Genomic DNA, 19,166 nt, shown 5'->3' with positions numbered 1-19,166 from the left:
CCGCAATTGCGAGGTTCTTCGCGGCCCCCACCGACTTCTTGGTGAAGACCACCGGCTTAGGCTGAATCGTCTTCGCCTCGGTCGACTTGTTCATGGTGCACCTCCTCTCGGAATTCGCTATGTCGAGCGATGGATTTCGCCCTTTTCATTGAGCCCCGCCCGCCGTCATCGCCGGGCCGGCACCCAGTCCTCATCCGCCCGCAACAGGAATCGCCGGCGAGCGGTTTCGTAGTCTTCGGTCGCCAGCCGCACCGTACGGTCCTGGAGCCGGACCTCACCGACGTCGCCCGGTTCGCATTCGTCGATCCAGTCATGGAAGTCGTCCAGGGCGTTCATCCGGATCCCGTTGACACTGACCAGGATGTCGCCCTCGCGAATGCCGGCGACATCCGCCGGTGAACCCTTGATGGCCTGCGAAACCAGCAGGCCGATGCCGGTGGCGCCGCCGACGAACTGGAGGCCCGACAGGCAGGACGGTCGCGGCAGGGGCGGGCGTCCCTCGATGTCCACCGCGAGATCGAGCACACGCTGGCGCCAGTGCCGGTGGTGACCGTCGAACTCGAAAAGGCCCAATCCCTCGTGCGGAAAGCCGGAATGAATCAACCAGAGATCGCACTCGACCGGATAGTGCTGGTGGAAAACCGGGTAGGAGGGCCGGAGTTGGAAGCTCAGGTCCGTCCAGACGCCGCTCGCGGGCAGGGGATACTCCAGGGCCAGCAGCCACCCGGGGATCGCCTCCTTGACCCGGCCGGCGATCTCGTGGCTCACCGCGGCGTTCGCCCGGCCCTGGGTCTCCAACGCGAAGCGGAACGCACCGCCTTCCTTCAGTTCGAGCTCGACCTCTGACATTCGCAACCAGGATTTGATGCCCGCTGGTGTCGACAGCCGTTCCCAGAGGTCTTCCTGGGAAGCGCGAATACTTCTGATGAAGTCGATCGTCCGGCCGCGACGATCCCATGGATGCAGGTCCATGAAGCACGCCCTCTTCCGTTGCGTACGATGCTTGCTGCGGTGCTCAACCGATGTGGCCGACACGCTAAGAGTGGTCGCTTCAATGTCGATTTACGTCTCCTTCAGGCCCCGTTAATTCCGGCGCCGGAAACCGCATTCGCGCACGTCGAACGGCACGCTGGTCCGCTGAAAGCGCCTTGACGGAAAGCGCCGGGCCGCGAAGCCGGCGGTGAGTCTCAGTCGTAGACCGGCCCCTGCCAGATCTTCGCGAAATCCCCTTTTGGCGAGGCTTTCCCGATTCCTGGCCGGGTGAGGAGCGGTTCGGTCATGAATGTGGAGAGGCAGGGTCACAGTCCTCGGGCGGGTGCCGCGGTTAGCGTCGGTCCGCGACCGGATCGGCCCGTCGCGCAAGGCACTGGTCGAACCTCCGTCCCGCGCGTTCGCGGGCCGGAGGCTTCGAGGGCGGGGAAGGATCAGATGCGGACAGAGCAGATCGACCGGCGGAGCGATGCCGTGCCGGCGGTCCCTGACGGACATCGGTGGCGGTGGGCCTGGCTGGGAGCGGGGACGCTGCTGTGGCTCTTCGCCGTCCACGGCCGGTTCGACATCGCGGTGGCGGCCTGGTTGTCCCCGGTCTTCCTCCTGAGGTTCGTACGGACCGGCCCGGCCCTCAGCGGGCTCGCGGTGGTGTGGGCGGCGTCGGCGCTGGCGGGCGTGTTCTGGTTGGTCGAGACCGCCGTGCCGATGACCGTGATCGTCGTGGCGGGGATCCTCGCTCTGGGCACCCTGACCGTCGTGCCGTACGTGGTGGACCGGCTCGTCTCCCCGAGGGCGGCTACCGTCACGTCCCTGCTGTTGTTCCCGGCGGCGCTGGCGGCCTGCGAGTTCCTGATGACGCTGCTCAGCCCCTTCGGCACCGCGTTCGGCGTGCCGGCCGCCACCCAGCACGACGACCTGGCGCTGCTCCAGGTCGTGTCGGTGACCGGCCCGTACGGCGTGGGTTTCCTCATCGGCTGGTTCGCGACGACGGTGAACCACCTCTGGGAGAACCGTCTGCGGGTGAACGCGGTCCGCGGTGCGGTCGCGCACGCCGTCGTGCTCCTGCTCGCCCTGCTCGCCGGCGGGGCCCGGCTCGCGTTCCTTCCGCCGGACGGCGGCACCGTGCGGGTCGCCGGCATCAGCCCGGACACGTCGGTCACCCGCGAACTGCGCGCCACGCTCAGCGCGGACCTCACCCCGCAGCAGGTGGCGGGACAGGACCAGGCGACCGTACGGGCGGCCTTCGGCAAGGTCAACGCCAACCTGCTGGCCAGGACGCGGGAGGCGGGGCAGGCGGGCGCGAAGATCGTGATGTGGTCCGAGCAGGCGGCCGGCGTCCTGGCCGCCGACGAGAAGGCGTTCCTGAGCCAGGTGGCCGCCGTGGCCCGGGAGAGCGGGATCTACCTGCAGGCCGCCGTGTCCGTCGTCCTGCCGCAGGCGCCGTACGCGGCCAACCGCACCTACCTGTACGACCCGGCGGGCACGCAGGTCTGGGTCTACAACAAGGCTCATCCCATTCCCGGCCTGGAGTTCTACCCGCCAGGCGACGGCGTGGTGCCGGTCGCGCGGACGCCGTACGGGCGGCTGGCCACGGTGATCTGCTTCGACGCCGACTTCCCCGAGTTGATGCGCGTGGACGCCGACATCATGCTCGTGCCCGCACGTGACTGGGCGGAGATCGGCCCGGTGCACAGCCAGAAGGCGGGCCTGCGCTCGATCGAGAACGGGTACGCGATGGTGCGGCAGGCCGAGTTCGGAGTGTCGGGGGCGTTCGACCCGCAGGGCAGGGTGCTCGCCGCGCACGACTACGCGGGCGGCGACCGGCACGTGGTCTTCTCCGACGTGCCCGTGCGCGGCACCGCCACCGTCTACCGGATGATCGGCGACGCCTTCGCCTGGTTGTGCCTGGCCGGGACGGCCGTCGCGACCGGCCTGGCCGTCCGCCGCCGCACGTGGTAGGCCCGGGTCAGGCGGCGTGCCGGGCGCCGCGAACCAGGGTCAGACGGTGTGCCGGGCGCGGTATTCGCCCGGCGGGCTGCCGACCCAGCGCGTGAAGGCCCGCCGGAACGCGCTGGGCTCGGAGAACCCGAGCCGGGAGGAGATCTCCTCGATCGACTCCCTGCCGCGCTCCAGGCTCGCGACGGCCATGTCCCGCAGCACCTCCTCCCGGATCCGCTGGAACGACGTGCCCTCCTGCCGCAGGAGCCGGCGCATGTGCTGAGGGCTGATCGACAGCCTGGCGGCCACGTCGTCGGCGCGCGTCCATTCGGTGGTGTCGCCGCGTTCGAGGACGGTGCGTACGCGGGCGGAGGTCGTCGTGCCGTAGTCGCGGTGAAGGATCAGGTCGGCCGGCCATCGGCGGAGGTAGCGCAGCAGGTCGGCTTCCTTCCGTACGACGGGGGCCGTGAGGTGCCGGGCGTCGAAGCTGATCGAGACCGCAGGGGCGTCGAAGACCGGCATCCGGCCGAAGACCGGCAGGTATTCGTCGCTATACTCCGGTTCGGGGAAGGGCAACTCCAGCCGGGACGGCGCGATCCGCCGCGCGACGAGCCACGCCGGGAAGCGGTGCACGAGGGCGAGCATGATCTCGGCGGCGAACGGCGGGACGCGGCCGCCAGGCTCGGCGGCGATCTCGATCCGGCAGGTGGCGCCGTCGACGACGAGGCGGCTGCGTGAGAAGCCCGTGGTGATCGACGCGAACTCGGTCATGCGCTCGAGCGCGGCCCGCAGGTCGGGCGCGTGGATCAGCCCCAGCGAGATCATCCGGAAGGTGCCGGGCGGGATCGGCCGCGGCCCGAGCCTGAGCAGTTCGTCGTCGCTGTGCCGCCACAGGTCCCGCATCACCTCGACCGTCTGGGCGCAGCCGACGTGGGTGACGCCGGGCCGCGTCAGCGCGGGCAGCGCGCGCCTGATGTCGAGATCGGTCGTCTCCGCGGAGGCGACGGCCGCACGGACGAACTGGATCGCCACGCCGTTCGCCGACATGTGCACCACCCTCTCGCTGCACGAACGACGCTAACAGACGGCCCGCCGGACAGCGGAGACTCGTTGGCACTTCGCCTCATCGTCACCAACCGTCACTGTTTGCACTCTTTTGACAACTCAACTACGGTCCTTGACCACTGTCAGTCGTATGTGTGCACACATGGAGCGATCAAGTGATGAACCGCAGGACAGGGACCGCCGTCGGCCTCACCGTGACCGTGGGCGCTCTGTGCTTCACCTCTCTGACGCCGGCTCACGCCTCTCCCGCGACCCCCACGCCCAGCCCCACCTCCATCCCCACGGCAAGCCCGACTCCGACCGCCAGCACCAAGGGCCTGCTCAGCCCGCTCAAGTACAAGGTCAGCCTGAAAGGCCAGTATCAGAAGACCAACTACTACTGTGTGCCCGCTTCGTCGTCGATGAGCCTGTCGACCTTCGGCGTCAAGGTCAGCCAGTCGACCCTGGCGAAGAAGATGAAGACCACCGCCTCCGGCGGCACCAAGGGCAAGTACGCCCTGCCTGTGATCAACACGTACCTCAAGTCGAAGGGATACAAGGTCACGAGCCCGACCGACGCCGACGGCAACGCGCTGGCGCTCATGAACCGGGTCTCCACCAATGTGGGGGAGATGCGCAAGGCGCCGGTGCTCGCGGTGTGGATGGAGCAGCTGCCCTGGAACAAGGGCAAGGTCAAGGGCTCGAAGGTCGGCCACGCGATCATCGCGTACGGCTACGACAAGCTGGCGAACACCATCACCGTCTACGACCCCTGGAAGCCGACCGGCGGCTCCCACACCATCAAGGCCTCCACCCTGGCCAAGGTCCTCCAGCCGGGCGGCAACATGTACTACATCTCGAAGCGCTGACCTGAACCCCACGGTTTCGGCCAATCGTTGGCAATGGTAACTGTTCGCACGCCTGTGGTACCTAAGCTGCGGTCCCTACTCGTTGTCGGCTTTCTGCATGCACACGCGGAGGGATCACGTGATCAACCGCATGACAGGGACCGTCGCCGGTTTCGCCGTGACCGTGGGCGCTCTGTGCTTCACCTCTCTGGCGCCGGCCCACGCATCCCCCACCGCCCCGCCTCCGAGCGGCACTCCCACGCCGGTCGCCACCTCCACCGCGACCGCCGCGCCCAAGGGGCTGCTCAGCCCGCTGAGGTGCGTACTCAGCCTCAAGGGCCAGCGGCAGCAGAACGGCTATTACGGCGTACCCGCTTCGTCGTCGATGAGCCTGTCGACCTTCGGTATCAAGGTCAGCCAGTCGACGCTGGCCAAGAAGATGAAGACCACCTCCTCCGGCACCAGGGGCAACGCCGTCGCGCCGGCTCAATGCGTACGTCAAGTCCAAGGGCGACAAGTTCACGGTCCCGAGGAGCGGGGACGGCAACGCGCTGGTGCTCATGAACCGGGTCTCCACCAACGTGGGTGACTTCCGCAAGGCGCCGATGCCCGGGGTGTGGATGGAGCGCCTGCCCTGGAACAAGGGCAAGGCCAAGGGCACCAGGATCCCCACAGGATCATCGCGTACGGCTACGACAAGCCGGCGAACACCATCACCGTCTACGACCCGAGCAGGTCGACCGGCGGCTCCCACACCGTCAACGCCTTCACCCTGGCCAGGGCCCTGCAGCCGGGCTGGAACATGTACTCCATCGAGAAGCTCTGATCTAATGCCCGGGTGCTGCATCACGTTGAGATATGGGTGCCCGACCTGGGGCGTGCCGCCGAGAGCTGGCAGTGGCTGCTGCAGGCCCTCGGCTACACCCCCTACCAGGAGTGGAGCGACGGCCGTAGCTGGCGGTCGGGGCGTACGTACGTGGTGCTGGAGCAGTCGCCGGCGCTCACCGCCGGCCGGCACGACCGCTGCCGCCCGGGCCTGAACCACCTGGCCTTCCACGTGGACGGCCGGTCCCGGCTCGACGAGCTGGTGGGGGAGGCGTCGGCGTACGGCTGGACCCTGCTGTTCCCCGACCGCCATCCCCATGCCGGCGGGAACGACCACTACGCCGCCTACCTGGAGGACCGCGACGGGTTCGAAGTCGAACTCGTCGCCTCCGATACGCCCGCATAGCTCGCCTTTGGCGATGAATGCGCAGTTTGTCAGCCCTTCACGGCTGGTTCAGGTAAATGTCAGACAACAGCACCCGGTCGGTATACCGTCTGATTTCGGTCTGATCCTTAAACCGGAAACGGGTACTGCATCATGCGCAAGGTCCTGACACTCACCCTCGCCGCCGCCACCACCTTCGGCCTGCTCTCCTCCGCGGTCTCCGCCACCCCCGCCGACCGTCCCCGGGACCTCCCGAAGGAGATCTACGGTGGCGCCTGGACCGCCGGCCACGTCCAGGGCATCGCCATCGACCAGCGCAAGGGGTACATGTACTTCTCCTTCACCAACCTGCTCGTCAAGACCGACCTCAAGGGCAACCCGGTCGGCTCGGTGACGGGATTCACGGGGCATCTCGGCGACCTTGACTTCAACGCCAAGGACGGGCGGGTGTACGGCTCCCTGGAGTACAAGGAGCAGGAGTCGTTCTACATCGCGATCTTCGACGCCGACCGCATCACCAGCATGAACATGGACGCGCAGACCAACGACGTGGTCAAGACCGTCTACCTCAAGGAGGTCGTCGACGACTATGTCGCCGACATGAACGGCGACGGCAAGTTCGACGGCAACATCGCCGAGACCCCCGACCACAGGTACGGGTGCAGCGGCATCGACGGTGTGTCGTTCGGGCCGGAGTTCGGCAGGAAACACGGCAAGGAGCGGCTGACCGTCGCGTACGGCATCTACTCCCACGTCGGCCGGGAGGACAACGACCACCAGGTCCTCCTCCAGTACGACATCAGCCAGTGGAAGAAGTACGAGAAGCCGCTCACCGAGAGCGACCCGCACACCAGCGGCCCCGAGAAGGTGGACGGGAAATACTTCGTCCACACCGGCAACACCACCTACGGCGTGCAGAACCTGGAGTACGACGACCACACCGGCAACTGGATGATGGCCGTGTACAAGGGTAAGAAGCCGCAGTTCCCCAACTACTCCTTCTTCATGGTGAAGGGCGACGAGCAGCCCAGGAAGGGTGAGATCGTCGGCCAGCCGGAGCCCGAGCAGGGCAACCTGCTCGCCCTGGCGCCGGGCGGGCTGGAGCACGAGGAGTCGGGCGTGCGCGGGTGGGAGTTCACCGGCGAGTACGGCCTGATCTCGCTCGGCCGGGGCCGCTACTACGCGTCCAGGGCCGGCACGATCACGGAGGACGGCGAGACCAAGCACACCGGGCACGCCGAGCTCTACCGCTGGACGGGCCAGGTGCCGACGCCCTTCACCAAGGCCGGCTGAGCCCGCCGCACTCTTGCCCGAGGATGACCCGACACTTAACCCTGCGTCCACTCTTGTGCGCAGCTCGCCGCATTCGGCGGCGGTCCGCACCTATCCCCTGTTATGGTCTCTCCTCGTCTTAAAGATCTGGTAAAAAACCTTGTCTGGGGAGGGTCATGCGGACCAAGAGGAAGATCGCAGTCGTCGCATCCGTGGTAGCCGGGCTCGCCGCTCCGGCCGTGGCCGTGGCTCCCGCGGCCGGAGCCCAGGCGGCGCCGGCGTGGTACGCCTACCACGGTGTCACCCCGGCACAGAGCGTGGCGCATGTGAAAACGCTCAAGAGCCGCGGATACCGGCCGATCACGGTGAACGTCTCCGACGGAGAGCGCTACGCGGCCGTGTGGATCAAGGGCGGTTCGGCCCCGGAGTGGGGCATCTGGCAGGGCATGTCGCACGCTGAGTTCCAGGCGAAGTTCGATGCGGCCTTGAGGCAGGGAGCGCAGCCGGTCTCCGTCTCCGCCACGGGCTCGGGCTCCTCTGCCGTGTTCACCGCCATCTGGGAGAAGAGGAACACGAAGTTCCTCACCAAGTCGAACCTCACGCCCGCCCGGTTCAGCGCCGCCAACAAGCAGGCCGCCGCCCAGGGGCTCGCGCTCTCCTCCGTCGACGCCTACGGCACCCCCGGCGACATCCGCTACGTGGGCGTGTGGACCGCCAATCCCGGCGGGACCTGGAAGTACACCTTCGGCATGTCGCGGGAGCGCCACGAGGAGCACTTCGCCGAGAAGAAGAGCCAGGGTTTCCGGCCGGTCAAGGTGTCGGTGGCGCCCGATGGCACGTACGCGGCCGTGTGGCGTAAGGACGGGCGCAAGTCCTGGGCCCACTACATCGACATGTCCGCGGCCGGCTACCAGCAGCGGTTCAACACCTTCAAGGAGCGGGGGCTGCGCCCCGTTCAGGTGAACGCCGAGAACGGCAAGTACGCCGCCATCTGGGAGTAGGACAGGGGCCCGCCGCGCTCACTTGGCGAGCACGCGGACGTCTCCCGACCCGCTGCGGGCGACGATGGTGCGAGGGCTCCCGGCCGCGCGCTTGACCGTGGTGCGTTCGCGGCCCTCCTTGCTCGCGGCCGTGACCGCGTACGAGCCGTGGGGCACCTTCGCGGTCACCCTGCCCTCGTGTGAGAGCAGGTCGAGGTCGGTGGGCGGGCGGTCGAACGCCACGTCGATCTGCCCGTCACGCGTCCGGCACCTGACCGCGTCCGACGTCAGGCCCTCGGCCGTGATCGGGCCCTCACTGCGCAGCCGCAGCCGTCCGGAGGCGCCCGTCACCTGGATGTTGTCGCGGCTCACCACGTCCACGTCCTGGGTGAGACCCTGGAGGATGACGCCGTCGGCCGCTTCGACCGACAGTTTCACGCCGGGCGGGACGCGGACGTGGTGGCGGGCGCCGCAGTCGCCCATGATCATGGTGCAGTCGGCGCTGAGGCGGAGCGTGCCGTCGCGCAGCGACCAGGTGGCGTTGCCCTCGTCAGCGGCCTTGCCGCGCACCCACCGCTCCACCTCGACCCGCCCTCCGGCTCCCTGGAGCACGCGCACGCCACCCAGGGACGACCGGATCCTCAACTCGGCCCCGGTGAAGGCGAACGACTCCGCGGAGTGTGCCTCCGCGGCGTCGAGCTCCACGCCGCAGCCCGTCACGGCCAGGGCCACAGCCGCCGCGCAGGCCGCTGACAAGGTGATCTGTCTCATAGGGACGATGGTGGCCGAGCGCCACTCGCCCGCCATCGGCCGTAGGAGCGACCATGGTCGGCGGCCCATCGGCCATTCGGCCAGTTCGGCCGAAGCGGCTCACCGGCCGCGTCAAAGGGCCGACAACAGCCCGTTGACGTGGCGCAGCGGGCCGGACCCCAGCGGGCGCACCGCGACCGTGTCGGCGCCGGCCGCCCACAGGCTCTTGACCTGTGCCGCCGCCTCCTCGGGTGTCCCGGTCGCCATCACCACGTCCGCGGGCGAGACCCCCAGGAACTCCGCCTGCCCGGCCACCGTCTCCTCGACCGCCTCGGCGATGCCGGCCCCCGTGTGCAGGTAGGTGAAGACCACGAGCTCGTGATCCGGGCCGCCGCCGATCTGCGACCGGACGCCGGGCAACTGCGCGGGACCGATGCCTTCGGGCACGATCGTGCCCTGCGCGACCCGTCCCGACAACGCCAGCGAGCGCGGGCCCTTCACCCCGGCGAGCACGGGCGGCGGCTCGGCCGGCGGGTGCACCAGCGACACGCCGTCGAGACGCACGGACCGGCCGTGCAGGGTGACCGTCTCGCCGCGCAGCAGCGCGCGTACGGACGTGATCGTCTCCTCCAGCAGTGACAGCGGCGAGGGAACGGCGGCGCCCACCTGGCGCATCCAGCCGGTTACGCCGTGCCCGATGCCGGCCGCCAGCCGCCCGGGATGCATGCGGGCCAGGTTGGCCAGCTCCATCGCCAGCACCATCGGGTTGCGCAGGGGAGCGGGGGTGATGCCGATGCCGACGCGCAGCCGGGACGTGACGGCGAGCGCGGTGGCCGCCGCCGAGACGCCGCCCGTCCAGCCGAGGTCCTCCACCACCCACAGGTCGTCGACGGCGGTGCCGTCGAGCTCTCCGGCGAACGGGATCAGCTGCTCGGGCGGCAGGTCCCGGTCGAACACGACTCCAAGCCTCATGATGATGTTCTCCAGTAGTAGCGGTAGAGCCGGCCGACCTCCGAGTATCCGGCGCGCAGGAACGCGCCGGCCGTCGGGACGTTGGCGGCGTCGGTGGCCGCGACAATGCGCGGCACGCCGGCCTCGGCGAGCGTGCGGGTGCCCTTGGCCAGCAGGTCGTTGACGTAGCCGTGGCCGCGGTGCTCCGGGAGCACCCCGATGTAGGCGATGGAGTGGTCGTCGGGGGCCACCAGCCCGACGGGTGTGCCGCCCAGGTAGCCGATGACGAACCAGTCGGGCTTGGCCTTGCGGTTGATCAGGTCGTCGTACATCCATCGGGCCTCGCGCTCGGCTCCCACGGTGGCCACCTCGACCCGGGTGTCGTGGTCGAGCGAGCCCTCGGACACGCGGATGAGGATGTCGAGCACGTATGACGGGTTCATGCGGCGCGCGGGGTGGTAGACCAGCCGGCCGGGGTCGTCGGGCAGGTCGGTGCCCGCCGCCCATTCGAGCATGAGCCGCTCGACTTCCATGGTGAAGCCGGCCAGGGCCAGGGCCTCGTGCTCGACGGCGCGGTCGACGACGGGGGATAGCCCGGGTTTGAGGGGGATGTCGTGGATTATCTTGCTCAGCCCCATCTCCGCAAGGCTGCGGCGCAACAGGCCGGCGGCGGCGACGGGGTCGGGCCCAGGGTCGAACTGCCAGGTGATCACCGGTTCCGAGCCGGGAAAAGGCGCCCAGTAAGCGAGGCGGGCCTGCCCTTCCGTGAAGCACCACTCGGGCCGCGTCTTGCCCTCGTCGAAGGCGGACACCAGCTGGGAGCGGGCAGGCTCGGGGAACTGGTCGAACAACGTGAAAGCCTCCATGCGCACGAAGGGGGGCTCCCGCAGGTGTGCCCACGATGACATCTTCTCGCACACCTCCCGCGGATCAAGCCCGCCTGCGGGTCAGGCGGCGTCGTCCAGGGCCGTGCGCGCCTCGCCGAGCGACTCTGTGGTCTCGAAATGGCGGTCCAGGTTGGTGATCGTCAGCAGGTGGCGGATCATGCCGGGGCCGACCACGAGGATCAGGCGGCCGTGCCGCTGATGGACCTGGTTGAACGTGGAGACCAGCACGCCCAGGCCGACGGAGTCGCAGAAGGGGGCCTCGGTCAGGTCGATGACGAGATTGAGCGGGTCGGCGGCGGCCATCGCCTGCTCCAGCTCGGCCTGCAGCCTTGGAGCCCCTGCCATGTCAAGGTCGCCCACGATGTGAACGACCGTGCAGCGGTCCTCCCGCCACTTTCTGACCACCATGGGCCTCACCCGTCCACCTGCAGAAAGATATGCCTATTTCTTACATATGTTCTGCATTGCCGTTTTGGTGGATGGTGTAACGCTCGGCTTCGCGGTCGGCATGGATTTCGAGCCCTTCTGCCGGACCTTCGGCTGATCGCTGCCGAGAATCAGCTCGATGCCGTTGATGTCCACCTCGCGCAACTCGGACCCGGGGATGGCGTCGGCCACCACCCGCGCGGCGTCCTCCTGGCCCTTGCCGTGGCGCACGACGGTCTTCTCGTAGTCGTGCTGCCTGGTGTTGCCCGGCTGGCCGGGCACCTTGAACCCGTACGCGACCAGCGCCTCCTTGGTGCGCGCGCCGAGACCGTTGATCAGCGTGCCGTTCTTGATCCTGAGCGAGACGCTCTCCGGCGGGATGGGAGACGGCTTGGCCGACGGCGTGGCGTCGGCCGAAGGGGTGGGCGCGGCCAGGTCGCGGTCGGCGTCGATCCTGGCGAACATGTCGCGGGCCGCCCCCTTGTCCCACAACACCGCGGACTCTCCGGTGGGCGTCTCGAAGTCGACGTCGGCCAGCGGCACCTCGGCGAACTTCACGTCCTCCAGCGAGACGTCCCTGAGCTGGGTGGCCAGGCCGATCAGCCCGTCGTCGGGGTCGACCTTGACCGTGCTCAGCGTCGAGTTGACGAACGAGGCCAGCGTGCCGGGGTTGGCCAGCGTGCCCGCGCTCAGCGCCCGGCTGAGCAGCGCGGAGATGACCTGCTGCTGCCGGTCGATGCGATCGAGGTCGGAACGGGCGGTGGCGCGGGTGCGGGCGTAGCCGAGCGCCTGGACGCCGTCGAGCTTGTGGGTGCCGGCGGGCAGGTCGAGCGCGATCCGCTGGTCGTTGATCGGCACCGGCGTGCAGACGGTGACCCCGCCGAGGGAGTCGACGACGTCGATGAAGCCGAGGATGTTGACCTCGATGTAGCGGTTGATCTGCAGCCCGGTGACGGACTCGACGGTCTGCCTGGCGAGCTTGGGCCCGCCGAACTGGTAGGCCGAGTTGATCTTGTGGTTGCCCTTGCCGGGGATCGTCGCCCAGGTGTCGCGCGGCAGGCTCACCACCGTGACCTTGCGGTGGTCTTCCGACAGATGGATGACCATCATGGTGTCGGTGCGCTGCCCGGCCTCGCGGCCCAGCTTGAGCCGGTTCTGCTGCTGGCGCGTCAGGTCGTCGCGCTTGTCGACTCCCACCAGCAGGATGTTCTCGGCGCCGCGGGAGGAGGGCGCGGTCACGCCCGCGTCGACCGTGCCGATCTGGCGCGGGGTCGCCCACACCACGCCGGTCGTGACCAGCACGCACGTGGACAGGAAACCCGCGATCAGCACGTTGCGGCGGCGGGCCTTGGCGCTCCTGAGCGGCCTGCGGGTGCGGACGGGTGCGAGCTTGACACCGCCATAGGCGTCTCCGCCCACGAGCACACCGGCGTCCTCCTCGCCCGGCTCGCGCATGCAAGTCCCCCTCTGTTCACGCCGGAGGATCGGGCTTTCGATTGCCCTCCTCCCCTGCCCGTACAGTAGCGTGAGCCCCGCCATGAAGCAGTTCCCCGACTCGCCGCACGCCCCCGCGGAGACGCGTGCCTGGCCCCCCATCTCCGTCGTCATGCCGGTCCTCAACGAGGAGCGGCATCTCCGCGAGGCCGTCGACCAGGTCCTCGCCCAGAGCTACCCCGGTGAGATCGAGGTCGTCCTCGCCGTGGGTCCGTCCCAAGACCGCACCCAGGAGGTCGCCGAGGCCATCGCGGCGGCCGATCCACGGGTGACCGTCGTGCCCAACCCCACGGGCCGCACTCCCAACGCGCTCAACGCCGCCATCGCCGCATCGCGCAACGGCATCATCGCCAGGGTCGACGGGCACGCCATGCTGCCCTCCGACTACCTGCGCGTGGCGGTCGAGACGCTGGTGGAGACCGGCGCCGACAACGTCGGCGGAGTGATGGCGGCCGAGGGCGTCACGCCGTTCGAGCAGGCCGTGGCCTGCGCCATGACCTCCAAGATCGGCGTGGGCGCCGCCGCCTTCCACGTGGGCGGCACGGCGGGCCCGGCCGACACCGTCTACCTCGGCGTGTTCCGGCGCTCGGCGCTCGACCGGGTGGGCGGCTACGACGAGCACTTCCAGCGCGCCCAGGACTGGGAGATGAACCACCGCATCCGCCAGAGCGGCGGCCTGGTGTGGTTCCAGCCGCGCATGCGGGTCACCTACCGGCCGCGGCCCAACGTCAGGGCGCTGGCCCGGCAGTATTTCCACTACGGCCGCTGGCGCCGCGTGGTCGCGCGCACCCACGAGGGCACGATCAACCTGCGCTATCTCGCGCCGCCCGCCGCGGTGCTGGCCATGCTGCTCGCGCTGGCCGCCTCGCCGTTCCTCCCGCTCGCGCTGGTCGTCCCCGGCGGCTACGCGCTCGCCATCGTGGCCGGCTCGGCGCTGACGGGCAGCGGGCTGCCGGCCGCCGCGAAGCTGCGCCTGCCGATCGTGTACGCCAGCATGCACTGCTCCTGGGGCTGGGGCTTTCTCACCAGCCCCAGGAAGCTGGCCAGGCCGCCGCGGTGACCCCGCTCAGCCCGCGAGCACCCGCTCGATGGCGGCGTTGAAGCGGGCCAGCGCATCGGGATATTCCGGCCCGAGCAGATAGCTCCTGAGCTTGACCCTGGCCCGGGCCAGCGTGTCCTTCCCGTTGAGGAAGTCCGCCAGCCCGGCCAGGTCCTGGCCGAGCAGCTCGCCCGCCTCGGTGCTCGGGTAACGCTCGTGGAAGGCCTGCTCCGGCAGGCCCGCCACGTTCGTCACCGCGTACGGCTTCTCGCTGGCCAGGAAGTCGGCCACGACGCTGGAGATGTCGGTGACGAGCATGTCGCACTCGTTGAAGCAGTCATAGAGATGCGGCTCGGAGCCGGTGACGATCAGATGCCTGATCGCCGGCGCCTCACCGGCCGCCGCCGACGGGTGCCTGGCCTTCGACGTGGCCAGCTCGGCCTCCTCGATCATGGCGACGATCTTCCGGTGCGCCCGGATGGCGCTCTTGTCGCGGTGGCCGGTCAGCGGGTGCGGCTTGTAGATCACGCGCAGGCGCGGACGGTGGTCGAGCAGCGCCCGCACGATGCGCGGGCCCATGCTGACCAGCGACGTGTGCAGCAGGTCGTCGCTCCAGCCCTCCCAGGTGGGGGCGTACAACACGGTCCGGTACGGCAGCCCGGGCCCCTCCGTCGCGATGCCCTCGAGCTGCGGCCTGCCGACCTCGTGGATGTTCTCGTCCCTGACCCCGACCCTGGCGCGCCGGTAACGGTCGCGGCCGGCCGGTCCGGCCACCCACACCTCGTCGTAGACCCGGGAGAACGGGTTGAACGACGCCTCCTTGTCGCTGTCGCCGTGGTTGAGGAACGCGCTGCGCAGGGTCGGGATGCGCAGCATGTGGACGTTGCGGCCGGCGTTGGAGACGTACAGGCACAGTTTGGCGCCGGCCAGGGCGCGGAAGCTCATCAGGTCGGCCGACGACGGGAAGCACACCATCGGCAGGGTGGTCGGCTCCAGATGGGCGGCCATGCCGCGCTCGCGGAGCACGACGATGGCGCGCCTGTCGATGCGTTCGAGCACGGGTAGCCACATGCGGGCCTGGTAGGCGGCCGCGGGGGCGCCGGAGAAGTACAGGATGACCTCGGGGCGGTACCTCTCGACCTGCTCGCCCACGACCTCCATGACCCTCGCCCCGTCGGTGAGCGGGGCGGCGCGCCGTACGTACGGGATGAGCGCGAGCGTGCCGGCGGCGCCGAGCACGACGGCCAGACCCGCGCCCAGGGCCGCCATCCTGGCGTCGAACGCCGCGCCGAGCACCGGCAGCGCGTCGAGATAGAGGAAGCGCACGCTGCGGTCGTCACGCAGGAAGCGGGGCGGCAGCTTGGGGATGCGCAGCGCGGAGACGTCGAGGTTGCGGGTCGTCACCGGCATCCGGCTGAGCATCTGCTTGAGCCGCAGGGCCAGCCCCGCGTGCCCGGCGCGTACGACGTGGATCGCGAACACGCCGGCTGCCATCCCCAGGAACCACGGTGAGTCGGGCCCGGTCGTCCGCGCCACCAGCAGCAGCGCCATGGTCTCCCGGGCCGCGAAGCGCAGCGTGAGCCCGAGGTGCATCTTGCACAGCAGGTCGGGCAGCGGCCTGCCGGCCCGCGGAGCCACCCGCTCCACCAGGTAGGAGGCCGCGGCGACGGCCCCGAACAACACCGGCGCCGGCCACAGGGCCGACGCCAGCAGGACGGGGTAGCAGCCGAGCAGCGCCGCGATCACGATGAGTCTCCTCATGTGATCGCACGGTAACAAGCCTCAGGTCAAGCGCCGTCCACGCCTGGCTCTATGACTTGCCCTGATAGGTCGGAGATGAGGATGTCCAGCGAGGTCTGCGCGATGAGGTGCGGAGACGTGCCGGTATTGACGCAGTTGACCCGGATGCCGTCGGTAGCCCATTCGCGGGCCAGCGCCCGGGTGAGCCCGGCGACCGCGGACCGTGAGGCCGCGTGCAGCGCCCCGGAACCGGGCGGGCTGTGCAGCAGCAGGCTGCCGCGTAGGTGCGGGCGGGCGGCGCGGGCCACGTTGAGCGCTCCCAGATGGTTGACGCTGACCGCGTCGGCGACGCTTCCGGCGGTGGCCTCGGCGAGCCCGCCCGCGTGGCCGGCGACCGCCGCGTTCACCACGTGGTCGACGTCTCCCACGCCGTCGAGGGCCTTGGCCACCGCGTCGGCGTCGTCGACGCGCACCCCGCCAGCCTCGGAGAAGGCGTGCACCCGGGCGCCGCGGGCGGCGGCCAGTTCCGCGATCTCCGCGGAGCCGAAGACCGCCACGCTCTGCCCGCCGAGCCCTCCCGGACCGCCCGCCGGCACCCTGGCGGCGAGCTGGAAGAGCCGCTCGGCGATGTGCAGGTCGGCCGGATGGGTGACCTTGATGTTGTGCTCGCTGCCCGGCACCAGATGGATCGGGACGCCGGGCAGGTAGCGCAGCACCACGCCGCAGTCGTCGGTGGCGGGCCGCTTGCCGAAGCCGGGATCGGCCATCGCCCGCTCGTAGGCCTCGCGGATCAGCGAGAGCCGGAAGCACTGAGGCGTCTGGCTGCGCCGCAACCGCGACCGGTCGAGCACGTCGCCGATCACCTCGCCGCCGGGCACCGGCTCGGCGACCAGGACCGTGTCGGAGCTAGGGATCGCCACATTGACGGCGGGATGCTCGCGCAGCGCCCTGACGCACGCGGCGATGATCCGCGGCTCCACGAGCGGGCGCACGGCGTCGTGCAGCAGCACGTTGCACTCCTGCGTGCCCAGCGCCCGCAGCGCTCGCCAGGTGCTCTCGGTGCGGCTCGCGCCGCCGTCGACGACCTGGCTGACCTTGCCGTAGCCGCCCCGCGCGACGATCTCGCGCACCCGGTCGGCGTGTCCCGGCGTCATCAGCACCACGATCTCGTCGATCTCGGGGGCGCGCTCGAACGCCGCCAGCGAGTGCTCGATGATCGTCCGCCCGGCGACCTCGACGAGCTGTTTGGGCGTGTCGTGCCCGAACCGCTGCCCCACGCCGCCCGCGAGGAGCACCCCAACCGACCGCAGCCGTGACGTCATACCGCGAGCCTAACGGTCCTGTTCCGTGATATCGCGCTGACCTGTCGCTACGCTGTGGCTACGCACCCACGTGCCCACGCGCTCCCGACCCGACCGGGAGGAGACCTGTGCCTTGCCCGACTCAATGACGCGAGGTGGCACGACCAGCCCTCATACCGGGGTCGTGGTCCTCGCCACGACCCCGGCATGCGGGCTCTCCTGCACCGACGGCACGCTGCTCGACCGGCTCAGCGACCAGCTCGCCACGCTGCCGGTGCGCGAGGTGCAGGTGGTGACCCCCAGCGGCGGCCTCGGCGCCGACCTGCGAGGGGTGGCCAAGATCGCCCGCACCGCCACCGGCGCCGTCGCCGTGCTGCCCGGCGACCTCGTGCTCCACACCGAGGCGCTGTCGCTGCTGCTCGAACACCCGGCCCACGACACCGGCGCGCTGGTCTGCCGCGACACGGCCGCTGCTCCGCTCCGGCCGCCCGTACGCGTCGAAGGCGCCAAGGTCGTCGCCGCGGGCAGCTCGTTCCACCTGGTCCCCGAGGCGAACGCCACGTTCAGGGGCCTGCTCCAGGCGGCCGAGGCCGACCTCGGCGTGCTGGCCGACATCGCGGAGGAGCTGGCCGAGCTGGCCGACACCGGCCGCCTCGGCCCCGTCACCCCGGTCGAGGCCGTCGACCTGCTGCTCGTCGGGCTGGTCAGATCGGGCGTGGCCGTGCGCGCGGCGACGCTCGGGCCGCTGCACGCCGACCGGGTGACCGGCCAGATTTCCGCGGACAACGCCCTGGCCAAGCTGGCCGAGGTCGACGAGGCCAAGGTCAAGGTCGAGACCGCCGTCAAGCACGACGACGGCTTCTTCGCCACCTACTTCGTCTCCACCTGGACCCGCCACCTGATCAAGCCGGCCGCCACGCTCAAGCTGACGCCCAACACCGTCACTGGCGTCTCCGTCGGCCTGGCGCTGCTGTCGGCCGTCTGGTTCTCCGCCGGCACCCCGGGCGCGCGGCTGGCCGCGGCGGGGCTGCTCTACCTGTCCTTCGCGCTCGACTGCCTCGACGGACAGCTCGCCCGCTACACCCGCACGTTCTCCCCGCTCGGCGCGTGGGCCGACGGCATGGCCGACCGGCTCAAGGAATACGTGGTCTACATCGGCCTGGCCGCCGGGTTCGGCGGGTCCGGCATCTGGTATCTCGCCGTCGCCGCGATGATCCTCCAGATCGTCCGGCACGCCGTCGACTACACGTACGCGGGAGCCGCGGCCGACGCCGCCCGCGTCGGCGCCCTGTGGGGCCGGCCCGCCCGCTCCCTGCTGGAGTCGGAGGACGCCCGCCGCGCCAGGGGCGTGCTCGGCCTCGCCCAGCGGCTCGAACGCGACACCGCGGCGCGCTGGCTCAAGAAGATCATCGTGCTGCCCATCGGCGAGCGCACCGCCCTGATCGCCATCACCGCCGCCGGCTGGAACGCCAGGGTCACGTTCCTGTCGCTGCTGTGCTGGGGCGGCGTGGCGGCCCTCTACCAGCTCTGCGGACGGATCGCGAGGTCGGCACGGTGACATCGGTTCACATGGCACCCGTCCCCAGCGGCACGGTCGTGGCCTACCGCGACGACGGGCCGCTCTCGCGCGCCATGGGCCTGCTCGTGGCCGGGCAGCTCCCGCCGCTGCCGCCGGTGATCGCAGGCACGTTCGTCACCGGGGTGCTGCTGGTGCTCGGCGTGGCCGGGTCCGACGGGCTCGCCGTGTTCGCACCCGCCGTGACGCTGCTGCTGGCCGGGCCAGGCAGCAGCCACGCGCACGACGGCCGGCTCGACTGGCTCGTGCCGCCGATCCTGCGGGTCATCGAGTACACCTTCATCGCGGCGTGCGGCTTCGCCCACGGGGTGCACCCCGTGCTGATCATGCTGCTGCTCGGCGCGCTGGCCTTCCACCACTACGACCTCGTCCACCGGCTGCGCCAGCGCGTCTACGCGCCCGCCTGGCTGTCCACGTTCGGGCTCGGCTGGGACGGGCGGATGATGGTGGTCTCGCTGGTCGCCCTCACGGGCTGGCTGACCGGCGGCTATGTGGTGTTCGCGCTCTACCTGTGGGCGTTGTTCGGCTGGGAGAGCCTCACGTGCTGGCTGGCCGCACCCCAGGCGGGGGCGGAAGCGGCGGAAACGGGAACACAAGACTGATGCCAGATTGCCCACCGGTGGCCGAAAGGGAACTAACCTTTGGGCCTACGGTGGCGCGTCCAACGACCCGCCCCACCCCTTACGCGGGTCACGTCCAGTGCCCCGCCGCACGTTACGA

The 19,166-nt window shown here is 70.0% G+C and carries 19 protein-coding genes; 10 read left to right on the top strand and 9 right to left on the bottom strand.

Features of this window, described 5'->3' with window-relative positions:
- Positions 1-165: 165 nt before the first annotated feature.
- Positions 166-972: a PDZ domain-containing protein gene (locus tag E1294_RS16915; protein WP_132509479.1), complete on the bottom strand. Its 807-nt coding sequence runs from the start codon at positions 970-972 to the stop codon at positions 166-168.
- A gap of 456 nt (positions 973-1,428) precedes the next feature.
- Between E1294_RS16915 and E1294_RS16910 the strand changes: the two genes are divergently transcribed.
- Positions 1,429-2,949: a nitrilase-related carbon-nitrogen hydrolase gene (locus E1294_RS16910; RefSeq protein WP_132509478.1), complete on the top strand. Its 1,521-nt coding sequence runs from the start codon at positions 1,429-1,431 to the stop codon at positions 2,947-2,949.
- Between the two features lie 39 nt (positions 2,950-2,988).
- Here the strand turns inward: E1294_RS16910 and E1294_RS16905 are convergent, their stop codons facing one another.
- The gene (locus E1294_RS16905; protein WP_132509477.1) at positions 2,989-3,975 is read right to left on the bottom strand and encodes an AraC family transcriptional regulator; all 987 of its coding nucleotides are present in this window, start codon (positions 3,973-3,975) and stop codon (positions 2,989-2,991) included.
- A gap of 176 nt (positions 3,976-4,151) precedes the next feature.
- On the opposite strand from E1294_RS16905, the gene E1294_RS16900 reads away from it, so the two are divergent.
- The 6 genes from E1294_RS16900 to E1294_RS16875 all read left to right on the top strand — a co-directional run bounded on the left by E1294_RS16900 (position 4,152) and on the right by E1294_RS16875 (position 8,303).
- Complete coding sequence (locus E1294_RS16900) at positions 4,152-4,841, top strand: C39 family peptidase (protein WP_132509476.1); 690 nt, start codon at positions 4,152-4,154, stop codon at positions 4,839-4,841.
- Positions 4,842-4,971: 130 nt separating this feature from the next.
- On the top strand, positions 4,972-5,409 hold the full coding sequence (locus tag E1294_RS16895; protein ID WP_132509475.1) for a cysteine peptidase family C39 domain-containing protein: 438 nt from the start codon (positions 4,972-4,974) through the stop codon (positions 5,407-5,409).
- Between the two features lie 27 nt (positions 5,410-5,436).
- The gene (locus E1294_RS16890) at positions 5,437-5,646 is read left to right on the top strand and encodes a hypothetical protein (protein WP_132509474.1); all 210 of its coding nucleotides are present in this window, start codon (positions 5,437-5,439) and stop codon (positions 5,644-5,646) included.
- Positions 5,647-5,658: 12 nt separating this feature from the next.
- On the top strand, positions 5,659-6,051 hold the full coding sequence (locus E1294_RS16885) for a VOC family protein (RefSeq protein ID WP_132509473.1): 393 nt from the start codon (positions 5,659-5,661) through the stop codon (positions 6,049-6,051).
- A gap of 132 nt (positions 6,052-6,183) precedes the next feature.
- Positions 6,184-7,323: a hypothetical protein gene (locus E1294_RS16880; protein ID WP_132509472.1), complete on the top strand. Its 1,140-nt coding sequence runs from the start codon at positions 6,184-6,186 to the stop codon at positions 7,321-7,323.
- 155 nt (positions 7,324-7,478) lie between these two features.
- Complete coding sequence (locus E1294_RS16875) at positions 7,479-8,303, top strand: hypothetical protein (protein WP_132509471.1); 825 nt, start codon at positions 7,479-7,481, stop codon at positions 8,301-8,303.
- An 18-nt stretch (positions 8,304-8,321) separates the two neighbouring features.
- Here E1294_RS16875 and E1294_RS16870 read toward each other — a convergent pair whose 3' ends face one another.
- The 5 genes from E1294_RS16870 to E1294_RS16850 form a co-directional block, all read right to left on the bottom strand.
- Positions 8,322-9,053, bottom strand: a complete 732-nt coding sequence (locus E1294_RS16870) for a hypothetical protein (RefSeq protein ID WP_132509470.1) — start codon at positions 9,051-9,053, stop codon at positions 8,322-8,324.
- 111 nt (positions 9,054-9,164) lie between these two features.
- On the bottom strand, positions 9,165-10,004 hold the full coding sequence (locus E1294_RS16865; RefSeq protein WP_132509469.1) for an LLM class flavin-dependent oxidoreductase: 840 nt from the start codon (positions 10,002-10,004) through the stop codon (positions 9,165-9,167).
- Entirely contained in the window at positions 10,001-10,891 is an 891-nt protein-coding gene (locus tag E1294_RS16860; protein ID WP_132509468.1) for a GNAT family N-acetyltransferase, read from the bottom strand. The genes E1294_RS16865 and E1294_RS16860 overlap by 4 nt, the downstream gene beginning before the upstream one ends.
- Positions 10,892-10,930: 39 nt before the next feature.
- Positions 10,931-11,278: an STAS domain-containing protein gene (locus E1294_RS16855; protein WP_132509467.1), complete on the bottom strand. Its 348-nt coding sequence runs from the start codon at positions 11,276-11,278 to the stop codon at positions 10,931-10,933.
- 33 nt (positions 11,279-11,311) lie between these two features.
- Positions 11,312-12,751: an LCP family protein gene (locus E1294_RS16850; protein WP_132509466.1), complete on the bottom strand. Its 1,440-nt coding sequence runs from the start codon at positions 12,749-12,751 to the stop codon at positions 11,312-11,314.
- Positions 12,752-12,833: 82 nt separating this feature from the next.
- Between E1294_RS16850 and E1294_RS16845 the strand changes: the two genes are divergently transcribed.
- Positions 12,834-13,850: a glycosyltransferase family 2 protein gene (locus tag E1294_RS16845; RefSeq protein WP_132509465.1), complete on the top strand. Its 1,017-nt coding sequence runs from the start codon at positions 12,834-12,836 to the stop codon at positions 13,848-13,850.
- A gap of 6 nt (positions 13,851-13,856) precedes the next feature.
- Here the strand turns inward: E1294_RS16845 and E1294_RS16840 are convergent, their stop codons facing one another.
- Positions 13,857-15,590: a CDP-glycerol glycerophosphotransferase family protein gene (locus E1294_RS16840; protein ID WP_246083064.1), complete on the bottom strand. Its 1,734-nt coding sequence runs from the start codon at positions 15,588-15,590 to the stop codon at positions 13,857-13,859.
- A gap of 26 nt (positions 15,591-15,616) precedes the next feature.
- The gene (locus tag E1294_RS16835; RefSeq protein ID WP_132509464.1) at positions 15,617-16,891 is read right to left on the bottom strand and encodes a bifunctional cytidylyltransferase/SDR family oxidoreductase; all 1,275 of its coding nucleotides are present in this window, start codon (positions 16,889-16,891) and stop codon (positions 15,617-15,619) included.
- Between the two features lie 163 nt (positions 16,892-17,054).
- Between E1294_RS16835 and E1294_RS16830 the strand changes: the two genes are divergently transcribed.
- Positions 17,055-18,428, top strand: coding sequence for a CDP-alcohol phosphatidyltransferase family protein (locus tag E1294_RS16830; RefSeq protein ID WP_281284444.1), 1,374 nt, complete (start codon positions 17,055-17,057; stop codon positions 18,426-18,428).
- Positions 18,429-18,439: 11 nt separating this feature from the next.
- Positions 18,440-19,048 carry a DUF5941 domain-containing protein gene (locus tag E1294_RS57200; protein WP_281284443.1) on the top strand — a complete coding sequence of 203 codons (609 nt, stop codon included), beginning with the start codon at positions 18,440-18,442 and terminating at the stop codon, positions 19,046-19,048.
- The last annotated feature ends 118 nt before the right edge of the window (positions 19,049-19,166 follow it).

It is taken from the genome of Nonomuraea diastatica, assembly GCF_004349015.1.
Taxonomy (GTDB): domain Bacteria; phylum Actinomycetota; class Actinomycetes; order Streptosporangiales; family Streptosporangiaceae; genus Nonomuraea; species Nonomuraea diastatica.
Note: the sequence above shows the minus strand (reverse complement) of the source record. Positions and strands in the feature narration are given on the sequence as shown.

What these genes read in the sequence shown, in the direction of transcription:
- E1294_RS16915 (WP_132509479.1), bottom strand. Translation starts at nt 972, where the DNA reads ATGGACCTGCATCCATGGGATCGTCGCGGCCGGACGATCGACTTCATC.
- E1294_RS16910 (WP_132509478.1), top strand. Translation starts at nt 1,429, where the DNA reads ATGCGGACAGAGCAGATCGACCGGCGGAGCGATGCCGTGCCGGCGGTC.
- E1294_RS16905 (WP_132509477.1), bottom strand. Translation starts at nt 3,975, where the DNA reads ATGTCGGCGAACGGCGTGGCGATCCAGTTCGTCCGTGCGGCCGTCGCC.
- E1294_RS16900 (WP_132509476.1), top strand. Translation starts at nt 4,152, where the DNA reads ATGAACCGCAGGACAGGGACCGCCGTCGGCCTCACCGTGACCGTGGGC.
- E1294_RS16895 (WP_132509475.1), top strand. Translation starts at nt 4,972, where the DNA reads ATGACAGGGACCGTCGCCGGTTTCGCCGTGACCGTGGGCGCTCTGTGC.
- E1294_RS16880 (WP_132509472.1), top strand. Translation starts at nt 6,184, where the DNA reads ATGCGCAAGGTCCTGACACTCACCCTCGCCGCCGCCACCACCTTCGGC.
- E1294_RS16875 (WP_132509471.1), top strand. Translation starts at nt 7,479, where the DNA reads ATGCGGACCAAGAGGAAGATCGCAGTCGTCGCATCCGTGGTAGCCGGG.
- E1294_RS16870 (WP_132509470.1), bottom strand. Translation starts at nt 9,053, where the DNA reads ATGAGACAGATCACCTTGTCAGCGGCCTGCGCGGCGGCTGTGGCCCTG.
- E1294_RS16865 (WP_132509469.1), bottom strand. Translation starts at nt 10,004, where the DNA reads ATGAGGCTTGGAGTCGTGTTCGACCGGGACCTGCCGCCCGAGCAGCTG.
- E1294_RS16860 (WP_132509468.1), bottom strand. Translation starts at nt 10,891, where the DNA reads ATGTCATCGTGGGCACACCTGCGGGAGCCCCCCTTCGTGCGCATGGAG.
- E1294_RS16855 (WP_132509467.1), bottom strand. Translation starts at nt 11,278, where the DNA reads ATGGTGGTCAGAAAGTGGCGGGAGGACCGCTGCACGGTCGTTCACATC.
- E1294_RS16850 (WP_132509466.1), bottom strand. Translation starts at nt 12,751, where the DNA reads ATGCGCGAGCCGGGCGAGGAGGACGCCGGTGTGCTCGTGGGCGGAGAC.
- E1294_RS16845 (WP_132509465.1), top strand. Translation starts at nt 12,834, where the DNA reads ATGAAGCAGTTCCCCGACTCGCCGCACGCCCCCGCGGAGACGCGTGCC.
- E1294_RS16840 (WP_246083064.1), bottom strand. Translation starts at nt 15,590, where the DNA reads ATGAGGAGACTCATCGTGATCGCGGCGCTGCTCGGCTGCTACCCCGTC.
- E1294_RS16835 (WP_132509464.1), bottom strand. Translation starts at nt 16,891, where the DNA reads ATGACGTCACGGCTGCGGTCGGTTGGGGTGCTCCTCGCGGGCGGCGTG.
- E1294_RS57200 (WP_281284443.1), top strand. Translation starts at nt 18,440, where the DNA reads ATGGCACCCGTCCCCAGCGGCACGGTCGTGGCCTACCGCGACGACGGG.